This window comes from Sulfuriferula plumbiphila (assembly GCF_009938015.1).
In the GTDB taxonomy this organism is placed as follows: Bacteria; Pseudomonadota; Gammaproteobacteria; order Burkholderiales; family Sulfuriferulaceae; genus Sulfuriferula; species Sulfuriferula plumbiphila.
The window spans coordinates 2288966-2305368 of sequence record NZ_AP021884.1; the positions used below are offsets into that span (position 1 = coordinate 2288966).

Sequence of the window (16403 nt, forward strand, 5' to 3'; positions counted from 1 at the left end):
TTTGCCTCGCATGATCTGGAAACCTCACGTAACCGTTGCCGCCGTAATCGAACAGAATGGCCGTTTTTTGCTGGTCGAAGAAGAAACCGACGACGGGATCTTGTTCAACCAGCCCGCCGGTCATCTTGATCCGGGTGAGTCGCTGGTGACGGCAGTGATCCGCGAAACACTGGAAGAATCCGCGCATCATTTTCAGCCCGAAACCCTGGTGGGCGTGTATCACTGGCACCAGACGGCGCATGACCGCACTTATTTGCGCTTTGCCTTCACCGGCAATATCACCGGCTCAGAACCGCATCGCATCCTCGACGCGGGCATCCTGCGTACGGTCTGGCAGACTCCAGAGGAAATGCGCGCCCTGCAAACCCGCCATCGCAGCCCGCTGGTGATGCGCTGTGTGGACGATTACCTGACCGGCACACGCTATCCGCTGGCGCTGCTGACCCACTACGCATGATGCGCGTTGCGGCATTAGGTATTGGTCTGGTGAGCACCGTACCCGCCTGGGCGGTCACTGCCAACGTCTGCTACAACTGCAGTTGCGCCCGCCACGCCAATGTGAATTTCAGTGTCCGGCAGATGCATGCGCTACGCCAGCTGTTTAAATGCGCGACCACCCCGCCTGCAGAGCGCAGCGCGATTGCCAATGCCATTGGCCAGTTTGAGCGTTTTGCCGGCGAGCAGACCCCCACCTGGCGCGACAAGGGCGGCAACGCCAATGACGATGGAGCCGACGGGCGCCTGGATTGCATCGGCGATTCCACCACCAACACCACCTATCTCAGGCTGCTGCAGCGCTTGGGCTTGTTGCGCTTTCACGCGCTGCTCGCTCCGGTGGAACGCGCACCGTTGATTGTCAACGTACACTGGGCCACGCATATCATGGATCGCACAGAACGCCAGGAATACGCAGTGAATTCATGGTTTTATGACAACAGCCAGCCAGCCGTCATCTCCCCTTTGCAAGACTGGCTCAGCGGAGCCTCCCCCGATGTCTAAGCCACACATCATCGTCGGCATGTCGGGCGGCGTGGATTCCGCTGTCACCGCGCTGCTGCTCAAACAGCAAGGCTATCGCGTCACCGGCCTGTTCATGAAAAACTGGGAAGACGAGGACGACGAGCACTGTCCGGCGCGCCAGGATTTTCTCGACGTGCTGGCGGTGGCCGATGTCATCGGCCTGGACGTCGAAGCGGTCAATTTCAGTAGCGAGTACAAGGATCGGGTGTTCAGCTACTTTCTGCGCGAATACCAGGCCGGACGCACCCCTAACCCGGATGTGCTGTGCAATGCGGAAATCAAATTCAAGGCGTTTCTCGACCATGCACTGAGTTTGGGCGGCGAACGCATCGCCACCGGTCATTATGCGCGGCTGCACGAGGTAGACGGACGCTATGAACTGCTCAAAGCCGTGGATACAGCCAAGGATCAGAGCTATTTTCTGTATCGCCTCAATCAGGCGCAGCTGTCCAAATCCCTGTTCCCGCTGGGCGAGTTGACCAAACCGCAGGTACGCCGTATCGCCGAGGAGGCCGGGCTGCCCAATTTCGCCAAAAAAGACAGCACCGGCATCTGCTTCATCGGCGAACGCCCGTTCCGCGAATTCCTGCAACGCTATCTGCCGATCCAGCCCGGAGACATGTGCACGCCGGACGGGCGCGTGGTCGGGCGCCACCAGGGCTTGATGTACTACACGCTGGGACAGCGCCAGGGGCTGGGTATCGGCGGGGCCGGTGAAGCCTGGTTCGTGGCGGTTAAAAACCTGCCGGAGAATCGCCTGACCGTGGTGCAGGGACACGACCACCCGCTGCTGTTCAGCACCCGCCTGCACGCCGCAGACCTCAACTGGATCGCCGGTTTTGCTCCCGATAAGATGCTTGCCTATGCCGCCAAAACCCGCTATCGGCAGGCCGATGCCGGTTGCCGCTTCGGCGCACTGGACCCAGGCCGCTGTATGCTGGATTTCGACACGCCGCAATGGGCCGTCACCCCAGGCCAGTCTGTGGTGCTATACGCGGGCAATGTGTGCCTGGGCGGCGGCATTATTCAATAAAGGCCATTCATGAATATCCTGTTTGCCACTTCAGAAATCTACCCGCTAGCCAAAACCGGCGGTCTCGCCGACGTCAGCGGCGCCCTGCCTGCCGCGCTGCGCAAGCTGGGCATGGACGTGCGCGTGCTCATCCCCGGTTATCCCAAGGTGCTGGCCGCATTACCCGACAAAACACCGCTCGCCAGCCTGGAGCTCCCGGTACACGGTGCGCTGCGCTTGCATGGTGCGGCCATGCCGGACAGCAGCGTGCCGTTGATCGTGATTGAGCATCCCGGTTATTTCGACCGTCACGGCGGCCCCTACCAGGACATCACCGGCCATGACTGGCCAGACAACCACCTGCGTTTTGGACTGCTGTCGGCAGTTGCTGCGCTGTTGGGCAGCACAGCCTCGCCGTTGCACTGGCCGGTGGATATTGTGCACTGCAATGACTGGCAAACCGGTCTCACACCCGCCTACCTGCACCACGGCAGCGCACGCCCGGCAGCCACACTGATGACCATCCACAACCTGGCCTATCAGGGTATTTTCCCGCCGCATACCCTCACCGAGCTGGGGTTGCCGCCGGCCAGCTTCAGCATCGAAGGTCTGGAATACTATGGCAACCTGTCGTTTCTCAAAGCCGGCCTGTACTACGCTGATCACATCAGCACGGTCAGCCCCAGCTACGCTGAAGAAATCCAGCACGACGCCCTGGGCTTCGGTATGCAAGGGCTGCTGCAGCATCGCCGCGCACAGCTCACCGGCATTGTGAACGGTATTGATACGGACGACTGGAACCCGGCCAGCGACCCGCACCTGTGCCGCCACTACCATCCTGGCCGCATGTCTGGCAAGGCTGCCGTCAAGCGCCTGTTACAGGCTGAGCACGGCCTTACCCGCAGCAATGACACGCCTTTATTCGGGGTCATCAGCCGCATGACGCACCAGAAAGGTCAGGACTTGCTGCTGGCTATTGCGCCCCAACTGATCGAAGAAGGCGTACAAATCATGGTGCTGGGCAGTGGCGATGCCATGCTGGAAACCCGGTTGCGCCAGCTTGCCGCAGAATATCCGGCGCAAGTGGGGGTGGTGATTGGCTATGACGAAGGCCTTGCGCACCGCATTGAGGCCGGGGCGGATATCTTCCTCATGCCGTCGCGCTTCGAACCATGCGGGCTGAATCAAATGTACAGCCAGCGCTATGGCACGCCGCCCGTGGTGCGCCGCACCGGCGGGCTGGCCGACACCGTGACCGACACCACCAGCGCCAGCCTCGCAGACGGCAGCGCCACCGGTTTCATGTTTGACGAAGCCACCCCGGCAGCATTCCTCGCTGCGGTACGGCGTGCGCTGGCCTGTTACCATAACCCGCGCCAATGGAGCCGAATAAAAAAGAACGCGATGGCGCGTGATTTCAGCTGGGAGACCAGCGCACGCCATTACCAGGGGCTGTACCAGAGCATGTTGGCCGGCTAATGCCAACATCCCGTTTCGCGTAAAATAATGACTTTACCTATCCGCCCTACCCGATGATTCGTACCCGCTTCGCTCCCAGCCCGACCGGCTATCTGCATATTGGCGGCGCGCGCACCGCGCTGTTTTCCTGGGCGTATGCCCGCAAACACGGTGGCGTCTTTATCCTGCGCATCGAGGATACCGACCTGGAACGCTCCACGCCGGAATCCGTCCAGGCCATTTTGCAGGGCATGAGCTGGCTCGGGCTCGATTATGACGAAGGTCCGTTCTACCAGATGCAGCGCATGGCGCGCTACAAGGAAGTCATCGGCCAGTTGCTGGCCAGCGGCCATGCCTACCACTGCTACGCCAGCAAGGAAGAAGTCGAAACCATGCGCGAACAGCAACGCGCTGCCGGACTCAAACCACGCTACGACGGCCGCTGGCGGCCCGAGCCGGACAAAGTTTTGCCCGCGCCGCCAGCTGGCGTCGCGCCGGTGGTCCGTTTCAAGAATCCGCTGGATGGCTCAGTGGCATGGAACGATCTGGTCAAAGGCATCATCGAGATCAGCAACACCGAACTGGACGACCTGGTCATCGCCCGCCCCGATGGCACGCCCACCTATAATTTCTGCGTGGCGGTGGACGACTGGGACATGAACATCACCCAGGTCATTCGCGGCGACGACCACGTCAACAACACGCCGCGCCAGATCAACATCCTCAAGGCGCTGGGCGCCACCCTGCCGCAATACGCGCATGTGCCGATGATTCTGGGTGCCGATGGCGAGCGTTTGTCCAAGCGCCACGGCGCGGTAAGCGTGATGCAATACCTGGAAGACGGCTACCTGCCCGAGGCGCTGCTCAACTACCTGGCACGGCTGGGCTGGGCGCACGGCGACGACGAGGTGTTTTCCATGGCGCAGTTCGTCGCATGGTTCAATCTCGAGGCCATCAGCCGTTCCCCCGCCAAGTTCAACGCGGAAAAACTGCTGTGGATTAATCAGCAATACCTGAAAACTGCCGACAATGCGCGCCTGGCCGAGTTGACCACACCTTTCTTGCTGCGCGATGGCGGCGACCTTGCCAATGGCCCGCCACTCACCGAGGTTGTGCAGCTGCTGAAGGTACGCGTGAGCACCCTGGTGGAACTCGCCGACGCAGCGGTGCTGTTCTACCGTTATCTTGAGCCTTCCGCGGAACTGGTCGCACAACATCTGCCAGCGGAGGCGATTCCGGCGCTGAACGCGCTGGCCAGCCGCTTTATGGCCGTCGAATGGAAACGCCAGACTATCCAGGAAACGCTCAAGGCCGTGGTAGCGGAATCCGGGCTGAAAATGCCAAAAATCGCCATGCCGCTACGCGTGCTGGTCACGGGTGAGACACAAACGCCGAGCATCGACGCCACGCTGGAACTGCTTGGGCGTGAAACCGTGATATGCCGGCTGCAGGAACAATTGGCAAAACTTTCCGCCTAAATAGCTGTTCATAAGTATTCTGTTTTATTGTTATAATCTTGTGTCTTGACTTGAGACCGCCCCTAAATTTTTGTATCAGGAGATGAAGTATGGCTGATAAGCTGATGATTATTATGGTCAACACCGACCCCGCGAATGGCTCTGAACTGGGCGCGCCTTTCTTCCAAGCGACCGTTGCCGCCGCGATGGAATATGAAGTCGAAGTGATTCTGACCGCCCGTTCCGGCGAACTGGCCAAAAAAGGCGTGGCTGAAAAGCTGTTCGTGATGGAAGGCTCGCCCAAGAGCGTGTACGACTTCATCAAGGACGCTCACGAAGCCGGCGTGCATTTCAAAGTGTGCACCCCGACCCTGGAACTGTGGGGCGACGACCTGATCCCCGAGATCGAAGAAACCGTGGGCGGCGCCTACGTCATCCAGCAGGCCATGGATGAAGATGTCGTGACCCTGACCTACTAAGCGCAGGTTACCCCCCGACAAAAAGGCGGAGCCTGCTGCCCCGCTTTTTTGTTGCCTGCGATTTTCTAACTGCGCTGGTAAATGTCCTCAAAGCGCACAATATCATCCTCCCCCAGATACGCGCCCGACTGCACCTCGATCATGTGCAATGCAATCTTGCCCGCATTTTCCAGCCGGTGCGTACTGCCCAATGGAATGTAGGTGGACTGATTCTCGGTGAGCAGCAGCACTTCGTCATTACGCGTAACGCGTGCCGTGCCGCTCACCACTATCCAGTGCTCGGCACGGTGGTGATGCATTTGCAACGACAGTTTCTCGCCCGGTTTGACCATGATGCGCTTGACCTGAAAACGCTCCCCCGCATCAATACCTTCGTACCAACCCCACGGGCGAAACACACGGGTATGGTTGAGATGCTCGGTACGACGGTGTTGTTTCAGGTGCTCGACCACTTTTTTGACGTCCTGCACGCGGTCTTTGTGCGCCACCATCACGGCATCGCTGGTTTCCACGATCACCAGGTCGGATACGCCAATTACCGCGACCATGCGGCTCTCGGCACGGATCAGATTGTTGCTGGCACCGTCGTTGTAGATGTCACCGCGCATGACATTGCCAGCACGATCCTTGGCACCGATTTCCCACAGTGCCGACCACGAGCCGATATCGCTCCAGCCAATGTCGGCGGGCACCACCACGGCGTTACGGGTGCGTTCCATGACGGCGTAATCGATGGATTCGGAGGGGCAAGCCGTAAATGCCTGGGTATCCAGACGGACAAAGTCCAGATCACGCTGGCTGCTGTCCAGTGCCGCCTGGCTGGCGGCGAGAATATCCGGGCGGTAGCCGCGCAATTCATTGACAAACGCCGCAGCCTTGAACAGAAACATGCCGCTGTTCCAGAAATAATCGCCCGATTGCAGATAGCCCTGGGCGATTTCACGGCTGGGTTTTTCCACAAAACGCCCTACTGCAAACACACCGTCCAAATGGCTGTCCGCCGGGCCGCGCTGGATATAGCCATAGCCGGTTTCAGGCGCCTGTGGCACGATGCCGAAGGTCACCAGCTGACTAGCCTGGGCGGCATCCACGGCCTGGGCCACGGCGCGCTCAAATGCGTCCACATCTGCTATCAAGTGATCGGCCGGCAACAGCAGCATCAGGGCCTCGGCATCCCGCGCCATGAGTGCCAGCGCTGCGACTGCCGCTGCCGGTGCGGTATTGCGCCCGATGGGCTCGAGAAAAATAGTCTCGGGCGTGACCTCAATCGCGCGCATCTGCTCGGCCACCATGAAGCGGTGCTCATGGTTGCATACCAGCGTGGGCGGCGTGATGTCGGCGATACCGGAAAGGCGCAGCACGGTTTCCTGCAGCATGGTGCGCTCCGACACCAGCGGCAACAACTGCTTGGGCAACGCGGCGCGGGACAAGGGCCACAGGCGGGTACCGGACCCCCCGGAGAGAATGACGGGATGAATGCGCATGTTGGTTGTTTCCTCAATCAATTCAGTGAATTCATCAGCCTGCCCAAGCTGGGGAAAGGCATCCATGCGATACAGTCCGGCGCGCTGCATCGAGAGCAAGACATCTACGCTACGCGAACCAATGAAAACCGGCTGGCCAGTCAGCCAAACACATATCATGTCTCCTTTTCGGGCTTGTCCAAACACAGGCCCAACGCCGCATCCCAATCCGGCAATAGCAAACCAAAGCTGCGCAGCAGCTTGTCCCCGGCCAGCACGGAATTAGCCGGGCGCCTGGCCGGGGTGGGGTAATCAGTGCTTGGGATCGGGATCAGCTCAGGACGTTTGGCGCCCGCCTGGGTGGTTTGGTCGAGGATGGCCTGGGCGAATTGATACCAGCTCGCCCGGCCCCGGCTGCTGAGGTGGTAAGTGCCGTGCAGGGCTTCTTTACCCTGGCCAAACGGCTGTTGCGCCAGTATCTGCGCCGTGGCCTCGGCGATCATGCGTGACCAGGTGGGTGCGCCGTATTGATCGGCAACAATCCGCAACTGCTCGCGCTCCTTGAACAGGCGCTGCATGGTGAGCAGGAAATTGCCAGCGCGCAGGCCATACACCCAGCTGGTGCGCAGAATGAGGTGGGGAATGGCGGCAGCACGGATGGCGTTCTCACCTTCGAGTTTGGTCTGCCCATAGACGCCTAGCGGGTGGGTGGTGTCGTCCTCAGTGTAGGCACCGGGCTTGTTGCCATCGAACACATAATCGGTAGAGTAGTGAATCATCGCCGCGCCGAGTTTTGCCACCTCTTCGGCCATGATGGCGGGAGCAATGGCATTCACCGCACGTGCCAGTTCCGGCTCGGATTCCGCCTTGTCCACGGCGGTATGGGCGGCCGGGTTGACGATCAGGTTCGGGCGCAAGCTACGTATGAGGCTGCGGATGGCACCCGGGTCGGTCAGGTCAAGCTGGCTGCGGGTGGGCGCGCTCACCTTGCCCAAAGTCGCCAATGTGCGGCGCAACTCCCAGCCGACCTGGCCATTGACACCGGTGAGCAGGATATTCACGCAAACACCTCGCACTGCGCCAGCGGCAGGCCGGCGGCGTCCTTGGCGGCAAGTGCGGGTTCGCCGTGCAGTGGCCAGGTGATGCCCAGCGCCGGATCATTCCACAGCAGGCTGCGCTCGAACTGCGGCGCCCAGTAGTCGGTGGTTTTGTAGAGAAACTCTGCGCTGTCGGAGATCACCAGGAAACCATGGGCGAAGCCTTTGGGTATCCAGGCCATGCGTTTGTTTTCGGCGGACAGTTCCATCCCCACCCATTTGCCAAACGTGGGTGAGGATTTGCGCAAGTCCACCGCCACGTCATACACGCTACCACTAATGACGCGTACCAGCTTTCCCTGAGTATTTTGAATCTGGTAATGCAAGCCACGTAATACGCCCTTGGCTGAGCGCGAGTGATTGTCCTGCACGAAGTCGTCGGGGATACCGGCCCCGGTCATGGCGCGACGGTTGTAGCTCTCGTAGAAAAAGCCGCGCGCGTCGCCGAATACTTTGGGTTCGAGCACAAGCACGTCGGGGATTTCAGTGGGGATGATGTTCATGGTTAAAACAACCGTTCGTTGAGCATGGCCAATAAGTATTGGCCATAGGCATTTTTCTGCAAAGGCGCTGCCAGCCGTCCGACCTGGGCGGCATCAATATAGCCCTGGCGGTAGGCGATTTCTTCCGGACAGGAAATTTTGAGACCCTGGCGCTTTTCAATGGTCTGGATGAATAGCGATGCCTCCAGCAGGGATTCATGGGTGCCGGTGTCCAGCCAGGCATGGCCGCGCCCCATGACTTCCACCTGCAATTGCCCCATTTCGAGGTAATGCCGGTTAATGTCGGTGATTTCCAGTTCGCCGCGCGGAGATGGCTTGAGCTTGCGGGCGATATCGATGACCTGGTTATCGTAAAAATACAGGCCAGTGACGGCGTAGCGCGATTTGGGCTGGGCGGGTTTCTCTTCCAGGCTGATGGCGTTGCCTTGAGCGTCGAATTCAACCACGCCATAGCGTTCCGGGTCATGCACCGGGTAGGCAAACACCGATGCGCCAAACTGGCGGGCAGCGGCGGCGCGCAGGCCGCCGGAAAATTCATGACCGTAAAAGATGTTGTCGCCCAGTATGAGAGCGCTCGACGCATCGCCAATGAAATCCGCGCCAATGACAAAGGCTTGCGCCAGACCGTCGGGCGAGGGCTGAACAGCATAGCTGAGGCGAATCCCCCACTGGCTGCCATCACCCAGCAACTGCTCGAAACGCGGGGTATCCTGCGGGGTGGAAATGATGAGGATGTCCCGGATTCCTGCCAGCATCAGCGTGGTAAGCGGGTAGTAGATCATGGGCTTGTCGTACACCGGCAGCAATTGCTTGGAGACTGCCTGGGTCACGGGATATAGCCGGGTACCCGAGCCACCGGCCAGAATAATGCCCCTGCGCGCGCTCATGCCTGGCTCCCATACTGTTTTTCTACCCAGTGGCGGTATTCACCGGTGGCGATGTTGGCTACCCAGTCCGGGTTGGCCAGGTACCAGGCAACGGTTTTGCGAATCCCGGTCTCAAACGTCTCTTGTGGGCGCCAGCCCAGTTCGCGCTCGATTTTGTGTGCGTCAATGGCGTAGCGACGATCGTGGCCAGCGCGGTCCTTGACATGAGTGATGAGTTTTTCGTGAGGGGTGACGGGTGAACCCGGGTGCAGCGCGTCAAGCATGGCGCAGATGGTCCTGACCACATCGATATTGGTTTTTTCGTTGCAACCGCCAATGTTGTATACCTCGCCTGCCTTGCCCGCAGCCAGCACGGCGCGGATGGCGCTGCAATGGTCGCCGACATAGAGCCAGTCACGTACGTTAAGTCCGTCGCCGTAGATCGGCAGCGGCTTGCCGGCCACGGCGTTCATCATTACCAGCGGGATGAGCTTTTCCGGGAACTGGTAAGGGCCGTAGTTGTTGGAGCAGTTGGTAGTGAGTACCGGCAGGCCATAGGTGTGGTGATAGGCGCGCACCAGGTGGTCGGAGGCAGCCTTGGAGGCTGAGTACGGGCTGTTGGGTGCGTAGGCAGTGGTCTCGGTAAACGCGGCATCATCCGGGCCGAGGGAACCGTACACCTCATCGGTGGAAACGTGCAGGAAGCGGAATCCGGCCTTCTCTATCCCTTCCATTGCATTCCAGTAAGCGCGGATTTCTTCCAGAAAATGAAAAGTGCCGACGACATTGGTCTGGATAAAGTCTTCGGGGCCGTGAATGGAACGATCGACGTGGCTTTCGGCAGCGAAGTTGATGACGGCGCGCGGGCGATGTTCAGCCAAAAGACCTGCGACCAGGGCGCGGTCGCCAATATCGCCTTGTACGAAGAGATGGCGGGCGTCACCCTCAATACTGGCGAGGTTGTGCAGATTGCCTGCGTAGGTGAGTTTGTCGAGGTTGATGACCGGCTCGTCACTGTCCGCCAGCCAGTCCAATACGAAATTGGCACCGATAAAACCGGCGCCGCCTGTGATTAGAATCATGGTAATTCCCGGTTAGCCTTTATTTTATTTCCGGTAACCCGGCGCTGCTGTTCTCGGACTTGCTCTGTGCCATTTTTCCCAGGCTTGCAAACTCGCCCACGTATTCAATTTTTGCTGCATCCCGTAGTTTTTTGATGTCAGCGGTAGCGGCATCGCGCTGTCGGGCAGCAGCCAGATAACGCTCTATTAACGTATGTGCCTTGTCCAGGGTAATCGGTGCAGATTGTATGGAGGCTATCTGCAATACCGTTATCCCGTTTGCAGACGGTAACGCCAGTAACTGTCCATTCTGCATGGTCTGCATGCGCGGCACAATATTCATCGGCAATTGTTCCGCCGCTTTGACCTCGCTGCCGGTGCGGAACGGTATATTCTGGCTGCGCAGCCAGTCCACAAATTCGCCCAGATCATGGCTGGTTTCAAGACGTGAGTTGAGTACAGCGATCCTGCCCCTGGGGGCAGCGATGGCCAGTTCCTGCAGATTATAGATACGACGCTGACTGAACAACTCGGGATGCCGGTTGTAGTAGGCGCTGATGTCGGCTTCGCCAGGTTTGGCGACAGCCTGCCCTGCACGCTGCAGATAGGCCTGGGACAGCACCTGATTGCGCGCGGCCTCCAGCAATTGCTGCACAGCAGGATCCTGATCCAGTTTTTGCGCAGTGGCTTTTTGTACCAGAAGTTGCTGATCCACCAGTGCCTGCACTACCCGATTTTTAGCTTGCGGCGTCAAATCCTGCGCTGCCAGATTCAAGCGCGACAAAGCCAGGTCCAGTTGTGCGCTAGTGATAGCGGTGCCGTTCACGCTGGCGATGGCTGAAGACGGCGTTTCCTGCTTGCTGCAGCCGGCGAGCACTGTTCCCAGCATCAGCGCCAGCGCCATTTTATGCATAATTGGATGCGATTTCATTCGCGTCATCTCCCTGGATTGGTATGTTTTGTGGCGTGATTCACACCCGGCGTCCATGATGCGCAATTATCGGTTGTCTCACAAGCGCCAGCATATAGACCGATCGAATTACAAAATGGTAATGATCATAAAAAATGGCTGGCTCCCTCCGCGGAAGCCAGCCACTACGCTACCTGATGCAGGCAATATCTAGACAGCCACGTTTTCCTCGTCGAATGCCAGTTTGATTGTGCCGGATTCGTCCACGTCCACGACCACATGCCCACCATTGGCCAGACGGCCAAACAGCAATTCATCTGCCAGTGCCCGCCGTATCTCGTCCTGGATCAGCCTGGCCATGGGGCGCGCGCCCATCAACGGGTCAAAACCGCGTTTGCCGAGATGCGCCTTGAGCGCGTCGGTAAACGTCGCCTCGACCTTTTTCTCGTGCAACTGGTCTTCCAGCTGCATCAGGAATTTATCCACCACGCGCAGGATGACCTCCTGGGACAAGGGTGCAAACGAGATCATCGCATCCAGCCGGTTACGGAACTCCGGCGTAAAGGCACGCTTGATGTCTGCCATTTCGTCGCCGGTTTGTTTTTCCTGGGTAAAGCCAATCCCCGACTTGTTGAGCGACTCCGCACCCGCGTTGGTGGTCATCACAATCACCACGTTACGGAAATCCGCCTTGCGCCCATTGTTGTCGGTAAGCGTGCCGTGATCCATCACCTGCAACAGTACGTTGAATACGTCCGGATGCGCTTTTTCGATTTCATCCAGCAACAGCACCGCGTAGGGATGTTTGGTAATCGCCTCGGTCAACAGGCCGCCCTGGTCAAACCCGACATAGCCCGGTGGGGCGCCTATCAACCGCGACACGGCATGGCGTTCCATGTATTCGGACATATCGAAGCGAATCAGCTCAATGCCCATGATATACGCGAGCTGCCGCGCCACTTCGGTCTTGCCCACCCCGGTGGGGCCAGAAAACAGGAAAGAGCCGATAGGCTTCTGCGGATTACCCAAGCCACTGCGTGCCATCTTGATCGCGGCTGCCAGCGCATTGATCGCCTTATCCTGGCCAAACACCACGGTCTTGAGGTCGCGATCGAGGTTTTTCAGCGCATCGCGATCATCACTATTCACATTCTTGGACGGAATCCGCGCAATCTTGGCGATGATCTCTTCGATCTCGCGCTTGCTGATGACTTTCTTCTGCCGTGATTTGGGCAGGATACGCTGCGCCGCGCCGGCTTCGTCGATCACGTCGATTGCCTTGTCCGGCAGGTGGCGGTCATTGATATAGCGTGCCGACAGCTCGGCTGCCGTGGTGAGCGCCGACGCGGTGTATTTGATGCCGTGATGCGCTTCAAAACGCGATTTCAAGCCACGCAGAATCTCGACTGTCTCCTCGATCGAAGGCTCATTCACATCAATCTTCTGAAACCGCCGCGATAACGCATGGTCTTTTTCGAAAATGCCACGATACTCGTTGTAAGTGGTTGCACCGATGCATTTGAGTTGCCCGGATGAAAGCGCCGGTTTAAGCAGGTTGGAAGCATCCAGGGTGCCGCCCGAAGCCGCACCTGCACCAATCAGCGTGTGAATTTCGTCTATGAACAAAATTGCCTGCGGGTTTTCGTATAGCTGCTTCAACACGGCCTTGAGGCGCTGCTCAAAATCACCACGGTATTTGGTGCCTGCCAACAGGGCTCCCATGTCCAGCGAATACACCGTGCTGTCCGATAGAATATCCGGTACCACACCCTCAACGATACGCCGCGCCAGACCTTCAGCGATGGCCGTTTTGCCGACTCCGGCTTCACCCACCAGCAGCGGGTTGTTCTTGCGCCGCCGGCACAATGTCTGGATGACACGCTCCAGTTCCAGCGCACGGCCAATAAGCGGGTCTATTTTTCCCGCCAGCGCCTGCACATTCAGGTTCTGCGTATAGGTTTCCAGCGCCGTTGCGGGTGCAGCTTCCTCACCCGCCTCAGGGGTCGCCTCCGGGCGCGCAGTGCTGCCCTGCGGGACTTTGCTCACCCCATGGGAAATGAAATTCACCACGTCCAGACGCGATACACCCTGCTGATTCAGGAAATACACCGCGTGGGAATCCTTCTCGCCAAAAATGGCCACCAGCACGTTCGCGCCGGTCACTTCTTTTTTGCCTGACGACTGCACATGCAAAATGGCGCGTTGAATCACGCGCTGAAATCCGAGCGTAGGCTGGGTATCGACTTCCTCGCTTCCTGCAACGGTAGGGGTGTGTTCGGTGATGAAATCAGCCAGTCCACGACGCAGTTCGTCGGTATTGGTGCCGCACGCGCGCAACACCTCGGCGGCGGACGGATTATCCAGCATCGCCAGCAACAGGTGCTCGACCGTAATAAACTCATGGCGCTTTTGTCTCGCCTCCATGAACGCCATATGTAAACTAACTTCCAATTCCTGCGCAATCATCTAATTTTCCTCCATCACGCATTGCAGCGGATGCTGGTGCTGGCGGGCGAACCCGACCACTTGCTCTACCTTGGTTGCCGCCACATCGCGGGGGAATACGCCACACACTCCCATGCCGTCCCTATGTACTTTGAGCATGATTTGCGTAGCCTGTTCACGGCTCTTGTAAAAAAAGTTCTGAATCACAAGAACCACAAAATCCATGGGCGTGTAGTCGTCATTCAACAACATTACCTTGTACAAAGGCGGCGGCTTGAGTTTTGTTTCGCTTGCTTCCAGAACGGTGTCATCGCGGTGCTTGGTTGCCATGGCGCTGGATAGTTTCCGGATAGTCAGGAACCATTTTGACGACTGGCGCGAAATTTTCAAGTGCTATCCAGTAAAAAAAAATTTGCCTGGCACTTGCCAAATCAACTAGGCAGGCGTAAAAAGCAATCTGGAGTTTGGCGTCAAGGTTCCTGCAAGTCTGGTAATGCCGTTGTGCGATCTTGATTTTCAAACAGCCCCTGGCCGTTTTGGCCTGTTTTTATCAAGGAAGTAGCAATGGCAACTGGCACTGTAAAGTGGTTCAACGATTCTAAAGGCTTTGGGTTTATTACCCCGGACGACGGTAGTGAAGATCTTTTCGCTCACTTCTCCGCCATCAACATGGGTGGTTTCAAAACCCTGAAGGAAGGTCAAAAAGTCCAATTCGAGGTCTCCCAGGGCCCGAAAGGCAAACAGGCTTCGAACATTCAGCCTGCATAAATCGGCTCACCGATTACTTGAAAACGCGGAACCTGGTTCCGCGTTTTTTTCGCCTCGGGTTTTGAGTTCTGGCTTTTCAAAAGCGCTGTGCTACATTGAAATATCTGTAACACATCCATTTAAGGAGAGCAGAATATGCACATTCAACACCAGCCTGATGGTTCCCTGGTCCTGGACATGAGCCAGAAACAGGCGCGAGAACTCGCAAAAACCGTCATCCAGCACGCCGAAGATGCGCATACCGCACTGCTGGATTTTGCCTACCTGCTGAACGAAGCGCATTACGATGCGGAGAACCAGTTCCGGCAACCACCTCATGCCTGGGAACCGGGTGCGCATCAGCCTGGTACAGAATAGGGGGCTACCATGAACATTTCTGCACTCGACAAACAGACTGCCCAGATCAGTGTGTTGCCGACCGAGGCCGCGCATTTGCTGGAGGGCCTCGAAGCCATGCGCGACGAACTCGGTGAAATCGCCGACGAGTTAATCAGTCTGCTGCGCGGCAGTGGCATTGAACCACCACCCAAACCCGATCATGTTCGCACTGAATACGCCGGGCCTGAGTAAACTTACATGCGCGCGATCATCGCCTCGCCAAATGCTGAACAGGACACCTGCGTCGCACCGTCCATAAGGCGAGCAAAATCGTAGGTTACCGTTTTAGCAGCAATTGCACGCTGCATACTCGCGGTGATGATATCAGCGGCTTCCAGCCAGCCAAGGTGGCGCAGCATCATCTCCGCGGAAAGAATAATCGAGCCCGGGTTGACGTAATCCTGGCCCGCATATTTTGGTGCAGTACCATGCGTGGCCTCAAACATGGCGACTGAATCGGACAGATTGGCGCCCGGCGCAATACCAATGCCGCCCACCTCAGCCGCGAGCGCGTCCGAGATGTAATCGCCGTTCAGATTAAGCGTCGCAATCACGTCGTACTCATCCGGGCGCAACAGTATCTGTTGCAAGAATGCATCGGCAATCACATCCTTGATGACAATGCCGTTGGGCAGCCTGCACCACGGGCCGCCATCCATCTCCACCGCGCCAAATTCACGCCTGGCCAGTTCATAGCCCCATTTTTTGAAGCCTCCCTCGGTGAACTTCATGATATTGCCCTTGTGTACCAAGGTAACGGACTCGCGGCCATTGTCGATGGCATACTGAATCGCCTTGCGGATCAGGCGCTCGCTGCCCTGCACGGAAACCGGTTTGATACCAATGGCGGAAGTTTCCGGGAAGCGAATTTTCTTCACCCCCATTTCGCCTTGCAGGAAGGCGATGATCTTTTTCACCTCATCCGAGCCAGCTTGCCACTCCACCCCGGCGTAAATATCCTCGGTATTTTCGCGGAAGATCACCATATCCACTTTTTCCGGCGCTTTCACCGGACTGGGCACGCCATCGAAGTAACGCACCGGGCGCAGGCAGACATACAAATCCAGCAACTGGCGCAACGCCACATTCAGGGAGCGCATGCCACCGGAAGTCGGCGTGGTCAACGGCCCCTTGATGGAGACGACGTATTCGCGCACGGCGGCTACCGTTTCATCGGGTAACCAGTTGTCGCCACCATAGACCTTGACGGCCTTTTCGCCCGCATACACTTCCATCCAGGCGATACTGCGCCTGCCACCATATGCCTTGGCCACGGCCGCATCCACCACGCGACGCATCACCGGGGTGATATCCACACCGGTACCATCACCTTCGATGAAGGGAATAACCGGCTGATCGGGGACATTGAGCGAAGCGTCAGTGTTGATCGTGATTTTTTCGCCGTGAGTCGGCAGCTGTATATGCTGGTACATGATTACCCTATTTCAACAAGTTAGAATGGCCGCTTTACATTCAGCGATAGCTG

Annotated in this window: 18 protein-coding genes; 9 read left to right on the plus strand and 9 right to left on the minus strand. The window is 58.0% G+C overall.

What is annotated here, in order from left to right:
* Positions 1 to 10 precede the first annotated feature (10 nt).
* The 6 genes from GZH91_RS11870 to GZH91_RS11895 all read left to right on the plus strand — a co-directional run bounded on the left by GZH91_RS11870 (position 11) and on the right by GZH91_RS11895 (position 5426).
* Positions 11 to 457 carry an NUDIX hydrolase gene (locus tag GZH91_RS11870; protein ID WP_147074461.1) on the plus strand — a complete coding sequence of 149 codons (447 nt, stop codon included), beginning with the start codon at positions 11 to 13 and terminating at the stop codon, positions 455 to 457.
* A gap of 29 nt (positions 458 to 486) precedes the next feature.
* The gene (locus GZH91_RS11875; protein WP_147074460.1) at positions 487 to 999 is read left to right on the plus strand and encodes a hypothetical protein; all 513 of its coding nucleotides are present in this window, start codon (positions 487 to 489) and stop codon (positions 997 to 999) included.
* The gene (mnmA, locus tag GZH91_RS11880) at positions 992 to 2053 is read left to right on the plus strand and encodes a tRNA 2-thiouridine(34) synthase MnmA (RefSeq protein WP_147074459.1); all 1062 of its coding nucleotides are present in this window, start codon (positions 992 to 994) and stop codon (positions 2051 to 2053) included. Before GZH91_RS11875 ends, mnmA begins: the two co-directional genes overlap by 8 nt.
* A 9-nt stretch (positions 2054 to 2062) precedes the next feature.
* Positions 2063 to 3511: a glycogen synthase GlgA gene (glgA, locus tag GZH91_RS11885; RefSeq protein ID WP_147074458.1), complete on the plus strand. Its 1449-nt coding sequence runs from the start codon at positions 2063 to 2065 to the stop codon at positions 3509 to 3511.
* Positions 3512 to 3564: 53 nt separating this feature from the next.
* Positions 3565 to 4968 carry a glutamate--tRNA ligase gene (gene gltX / locus GZH91_RS11890; RefSeq protein ID WP_147074457.1) on the plus strand — a complete coding sequence of 468 codons (1404 nt, stop codon included), beginning with the start codon at positions 3565 to 3567 and terminating at the stop codon, positions 4966 to 4968.
* Between the two features lie 89 nt (positions 4969 to 5057).
* Complete coding sequence (locus tag GZH91_RS11895) at positions 5058 to 5426, plus strand: DsrE/DsrF/DrsH-like family protein (protein WP_147074456.1); 369 nt, start codon at positions 5058 to 5060, stop codon at positions 5424 to 5426.
* Between the two features lie 65 nt (positions 5427 to 5491).
* Here GZH91_RS11895 and GZH91_RS11900 read toward each other — a convergent pair whose 3' ends face one another.
* The 8 genes from GZH91_RS11900 to clpS all read right to left on the minus strand — a co-directional run bounded on the left by GZH91_RS11900 (position 5492) and on the right by clpS (position 14101).
* Complete coding sequence (locus GZH91_RS11900; RefSeq protein WP_147074479.1) at positions 5492 to 6910, minus strand: mannose-1-phosphate guanylyltransferase/mannose-6-phosphate isomerase; 1419 nt, start codon at positions 6908 to 6910, stop codon at positions 5492 to 5494.
* Positions 6911 to 7065: 155 nt separating this feature from the next.
* Positions 7066 to 7950 carry a dTDP-4-dehydrorhamnose reductase gene (gene rfbD / locus GZH91_RS11905; RefSeq protein ID WP_147074455.1) on the minus strand — a complete coding sequence of 295 codons (885 nt, stop codon included), beginning with the start codon at positions 7948 to 7950 and terminating at the stop codon, positions 7066 to 7068.
* Complete coding sequence (gene rfbC, locus GZH91_RS11910; RefSeq protein ID WP_147074454.1) at positions 7947 to 8489, minus strand: dTDP-4-dehydrorhamnose 3,5-epimerase; 543 nt, start codon at positions 8487 to 8489, stop codon at positions 7947 to 7949. The genes rfbD and rfbC overlap by 4 nt, the downstream gene beginning before the upstream one ends.
* 2 nt (positions 8490 to 8491) lie before the next feature.
* On the minus strand, positions 8492 to 9376 hold the full coding sequence (gene rfbA / locus GZH91_RS11915; protein ID WP_147074453.1) for a glucose-1-phosphate thymidylyltransferase RfbA: 885 nt from the start codon (positions 9374 to 9376) through the stop codon (positions 8492 to 8494).
* Entirely contained in the window at positions 9373 to 10437 is a 1065-nt protein-coding gene (rfbB, locus tag GZH91_RS11920) for a dTDP-glucose 4,6-dehydratase (RefSeq protein ID WP_147074452.1), read from the minus strand. The genes rfbA and rfbB overlap by 4 nt, the downstream gene beginning before the upstream one ends.
* A 19-nt stretch (positions 10438 to 10456) precedes the next feature.
* Positions 10457 to 11347 (minus strand): EpsD family peptidyl-prolyl cis-trans isomerase, encoded by an 891-nt coding sequence (locus GZH91_RS11925; RefSeq protein ID WP_161984264.1) that lies wholly within the window; start codon positions 11345 to 11347, stop codon positions 10457 to 10459.
* A 189-nt stretch (positions 11348 to 11536) separates the two neighbouring features.
* Positions 11537 to 13792, minus strand: coding sequence for an ATP-dependent Clp protease ATP-binding subunit ClpA (gene clpA / locus GZH91_RS11930; protein ID WP_147074450.1), 2256 nt, complete (start codon positions 13790 to 13792; stop codon positions 11537 to 11539).
* Positions 13793 to 14101, minus strand: coding sequence for an ATP-dependent Clp protease adapter ClpS (gene clpS, locus GZH91_RS11935; RefSeq protein ID WP_124705779.1), 309 nt, complete (start codon positions 14099 to 14101; stop codon positions 13793 to 13795). It lies immediately after the preceding gene.
* A 234-nt stretch (positions 14102 to 14335) separates the two neighbouring features.
* On the opposite strand from clpS, the gene GZH91_RS11940 reads away from it, so the two are divergent.
* The 3 genes from GZH91_RS11940 (at position 14336) to GZH91_RS11950 (ending at position 15109) form a co-directional block, all read left to right on the plus strand.
* The gene (locus GZH91_RS11940) at positions 14336 to 14539 is read left to right on the plus strand and encodes a cold-shock protein (protein ID WP_124705778.1); all 204 of its coding nucleotides are present in this window, start codon (positions 14336 to 14338) and stop codon (positions 14537 to 14539) included.
* A 135-nt stretch (positions 14540 to 14674) separates the two neighbouring features.
* Positions 14675 to 14896: a hypothetical protein gene (locus GZH91_RS11945; protein ID WP_147074449.1), complete on the plus strand. Its 222-nt coding sequence runs from the start codon at positions 14675 to 14677 to the stop codon at positions 14894 to 14896.
* A 9-nt stretch (positions 14897 to 14905) separates the two neighbouring features.
* Positions 14906 to 15109, plus strand: a complete 204-nt coding sequence (locus tag GZH91_RS11950; RefSeq protein ID WP_147074448.1) for a hypothetical protein — start codon at positions 14906 to 14908, stop codon at positions 15107 to 15109.
* Positions 15110 to 15111: 2 nt separating this feature from the next.
* Here the strand turns inward: GZH91_RS11950 and icd are convergent, their stop codons facing one another.
* Entirely contained in the window at positions 15112 to 16350 is a 1239-nt protein-coding gene (icd, locus tag GZH91_RS11955) for an NADP-dependent isocitrate dehydrogenase (RefSeq protein ID WP_147074447.1), read from the minus strand.
* Positions 16351 to 16403: the final 53 nt, after the last annotated feature.

What these genes read in the sequence shown, in the direction of transcription:
- GZH91_RS11870 (WP_147074461.1), top strand. Translation starts at nt 11, where the DNA reads ATGATCTGGAAACCTCACGTAACCGTTGCCGCCGTAATCGAACAGAAT.
- mnmA (WP_147074459.1), top strand. Translation starts at nt 992, where the DNA reads ATGTCTAAGCCACACATCATCGTCGGCATGTCGGGCGGCGTGGATTCC.
- glgA (WP_147074458.1), top strand. Translation starts at nt 2,063, where the DNA reads ATGAATATCCTGTTTGCCACTTCAGAAATCTACCCGCTAGCCAAAACC.
- gltX (WP_147074457.1), top strand. Translation starts at nt 3,565, where the DNA reads ATGATTCGTACCCGCTTCGCTCCCAGCCCGACCGGCTATCTGCATATT.
- GZH91_RS11895 (WP_147074456.1), top strand. Translation starts at nt 5,058, where the DNA reads ATGGCTGATAAGCTGATGATTATTATGGTCAACACCGACCCCGCGAAT.
- GZH91_RS11900 (WP_147074479.1), bottom strand. Translation starts at nt 6,910, where the DNA reads ATGCGCATTCATCCCGTCATTCTCTCCGGGGGGTCCGGTACCCGCCTG.
- rfbC (WP_147074454.1), bottom strand. Translation starts at nt 8,489, where the DNA reads ATGAACATCATCCCCACTGAAATCCCCGACGTGCTTGTGCTCGAACCC.
- rfbA (WP_147074453.1), bottom strand. Translation starts at nt 9,376, where the DNA reads ATGAGCGCGCGCAGGGGCATTATTCTGGCCGGTGGCTCGGGTACCCGG.
- rfbB (WP_147074452.1), bottom strand. Translation starts at nt 10,437, where the DNA reads ATGATTCTAATCACAGGCGGCGCCGGTTTTATCGGTGCCAATTTCGTA.
- GZH91_RS11925 (WP_161984264.1), bottom strand. Translation starts at nt 11,347, where the DNA reads ATGAAATCGCATCCAATTATGCATAAAATGGCGCTGGCGCTGATGCTG.
- clpA (WP_147074450.1), bottom strand. Translation starts at nt 13,792, where the DNA reads ATGATTGCGCAGGAATTGGAAGTTAGTTTACATATGGCGTTCATGGAG.
- clpS (WP_124705779.1), bottom strand. Translation starts at nt 14,101, where the DNA reads ATGGCAACCAAGCACCGCGATGACACCGTTCTGGAAGCAAGCGAAACA.
- GZH91_RS11940 (WP_124705778.1), top strand. Translation starts at nt 14,336, where the DNA reads ATGGCAACTGGCACTGTAAAGTGGTTCAACGATTCTAAAGGCTTTGGG.
- GZH91_RS11945 (WP_147074449.1), top strand. Translation starts at nt 14,675, where the DNA reads ATGCACATTCAACACCAGCCTGATGGTTCCCTGGTCCTGGACATGAGC.
- GZH91_RS11950 (WP_147074448.1), top strand. Translation starts at nt 14,906, where the DNA reads ATGAACATTTCTGCACTCGACAAACAGACTGCCCAGATCAGTGTGTTG.
- icd (WP_147074447.1), bottom strand. Translation starts at nt 16,350, where the DNA reads ATGTACCAGCATATACAGCTGCCGACTCACGGCGAAAAAATCACGATC.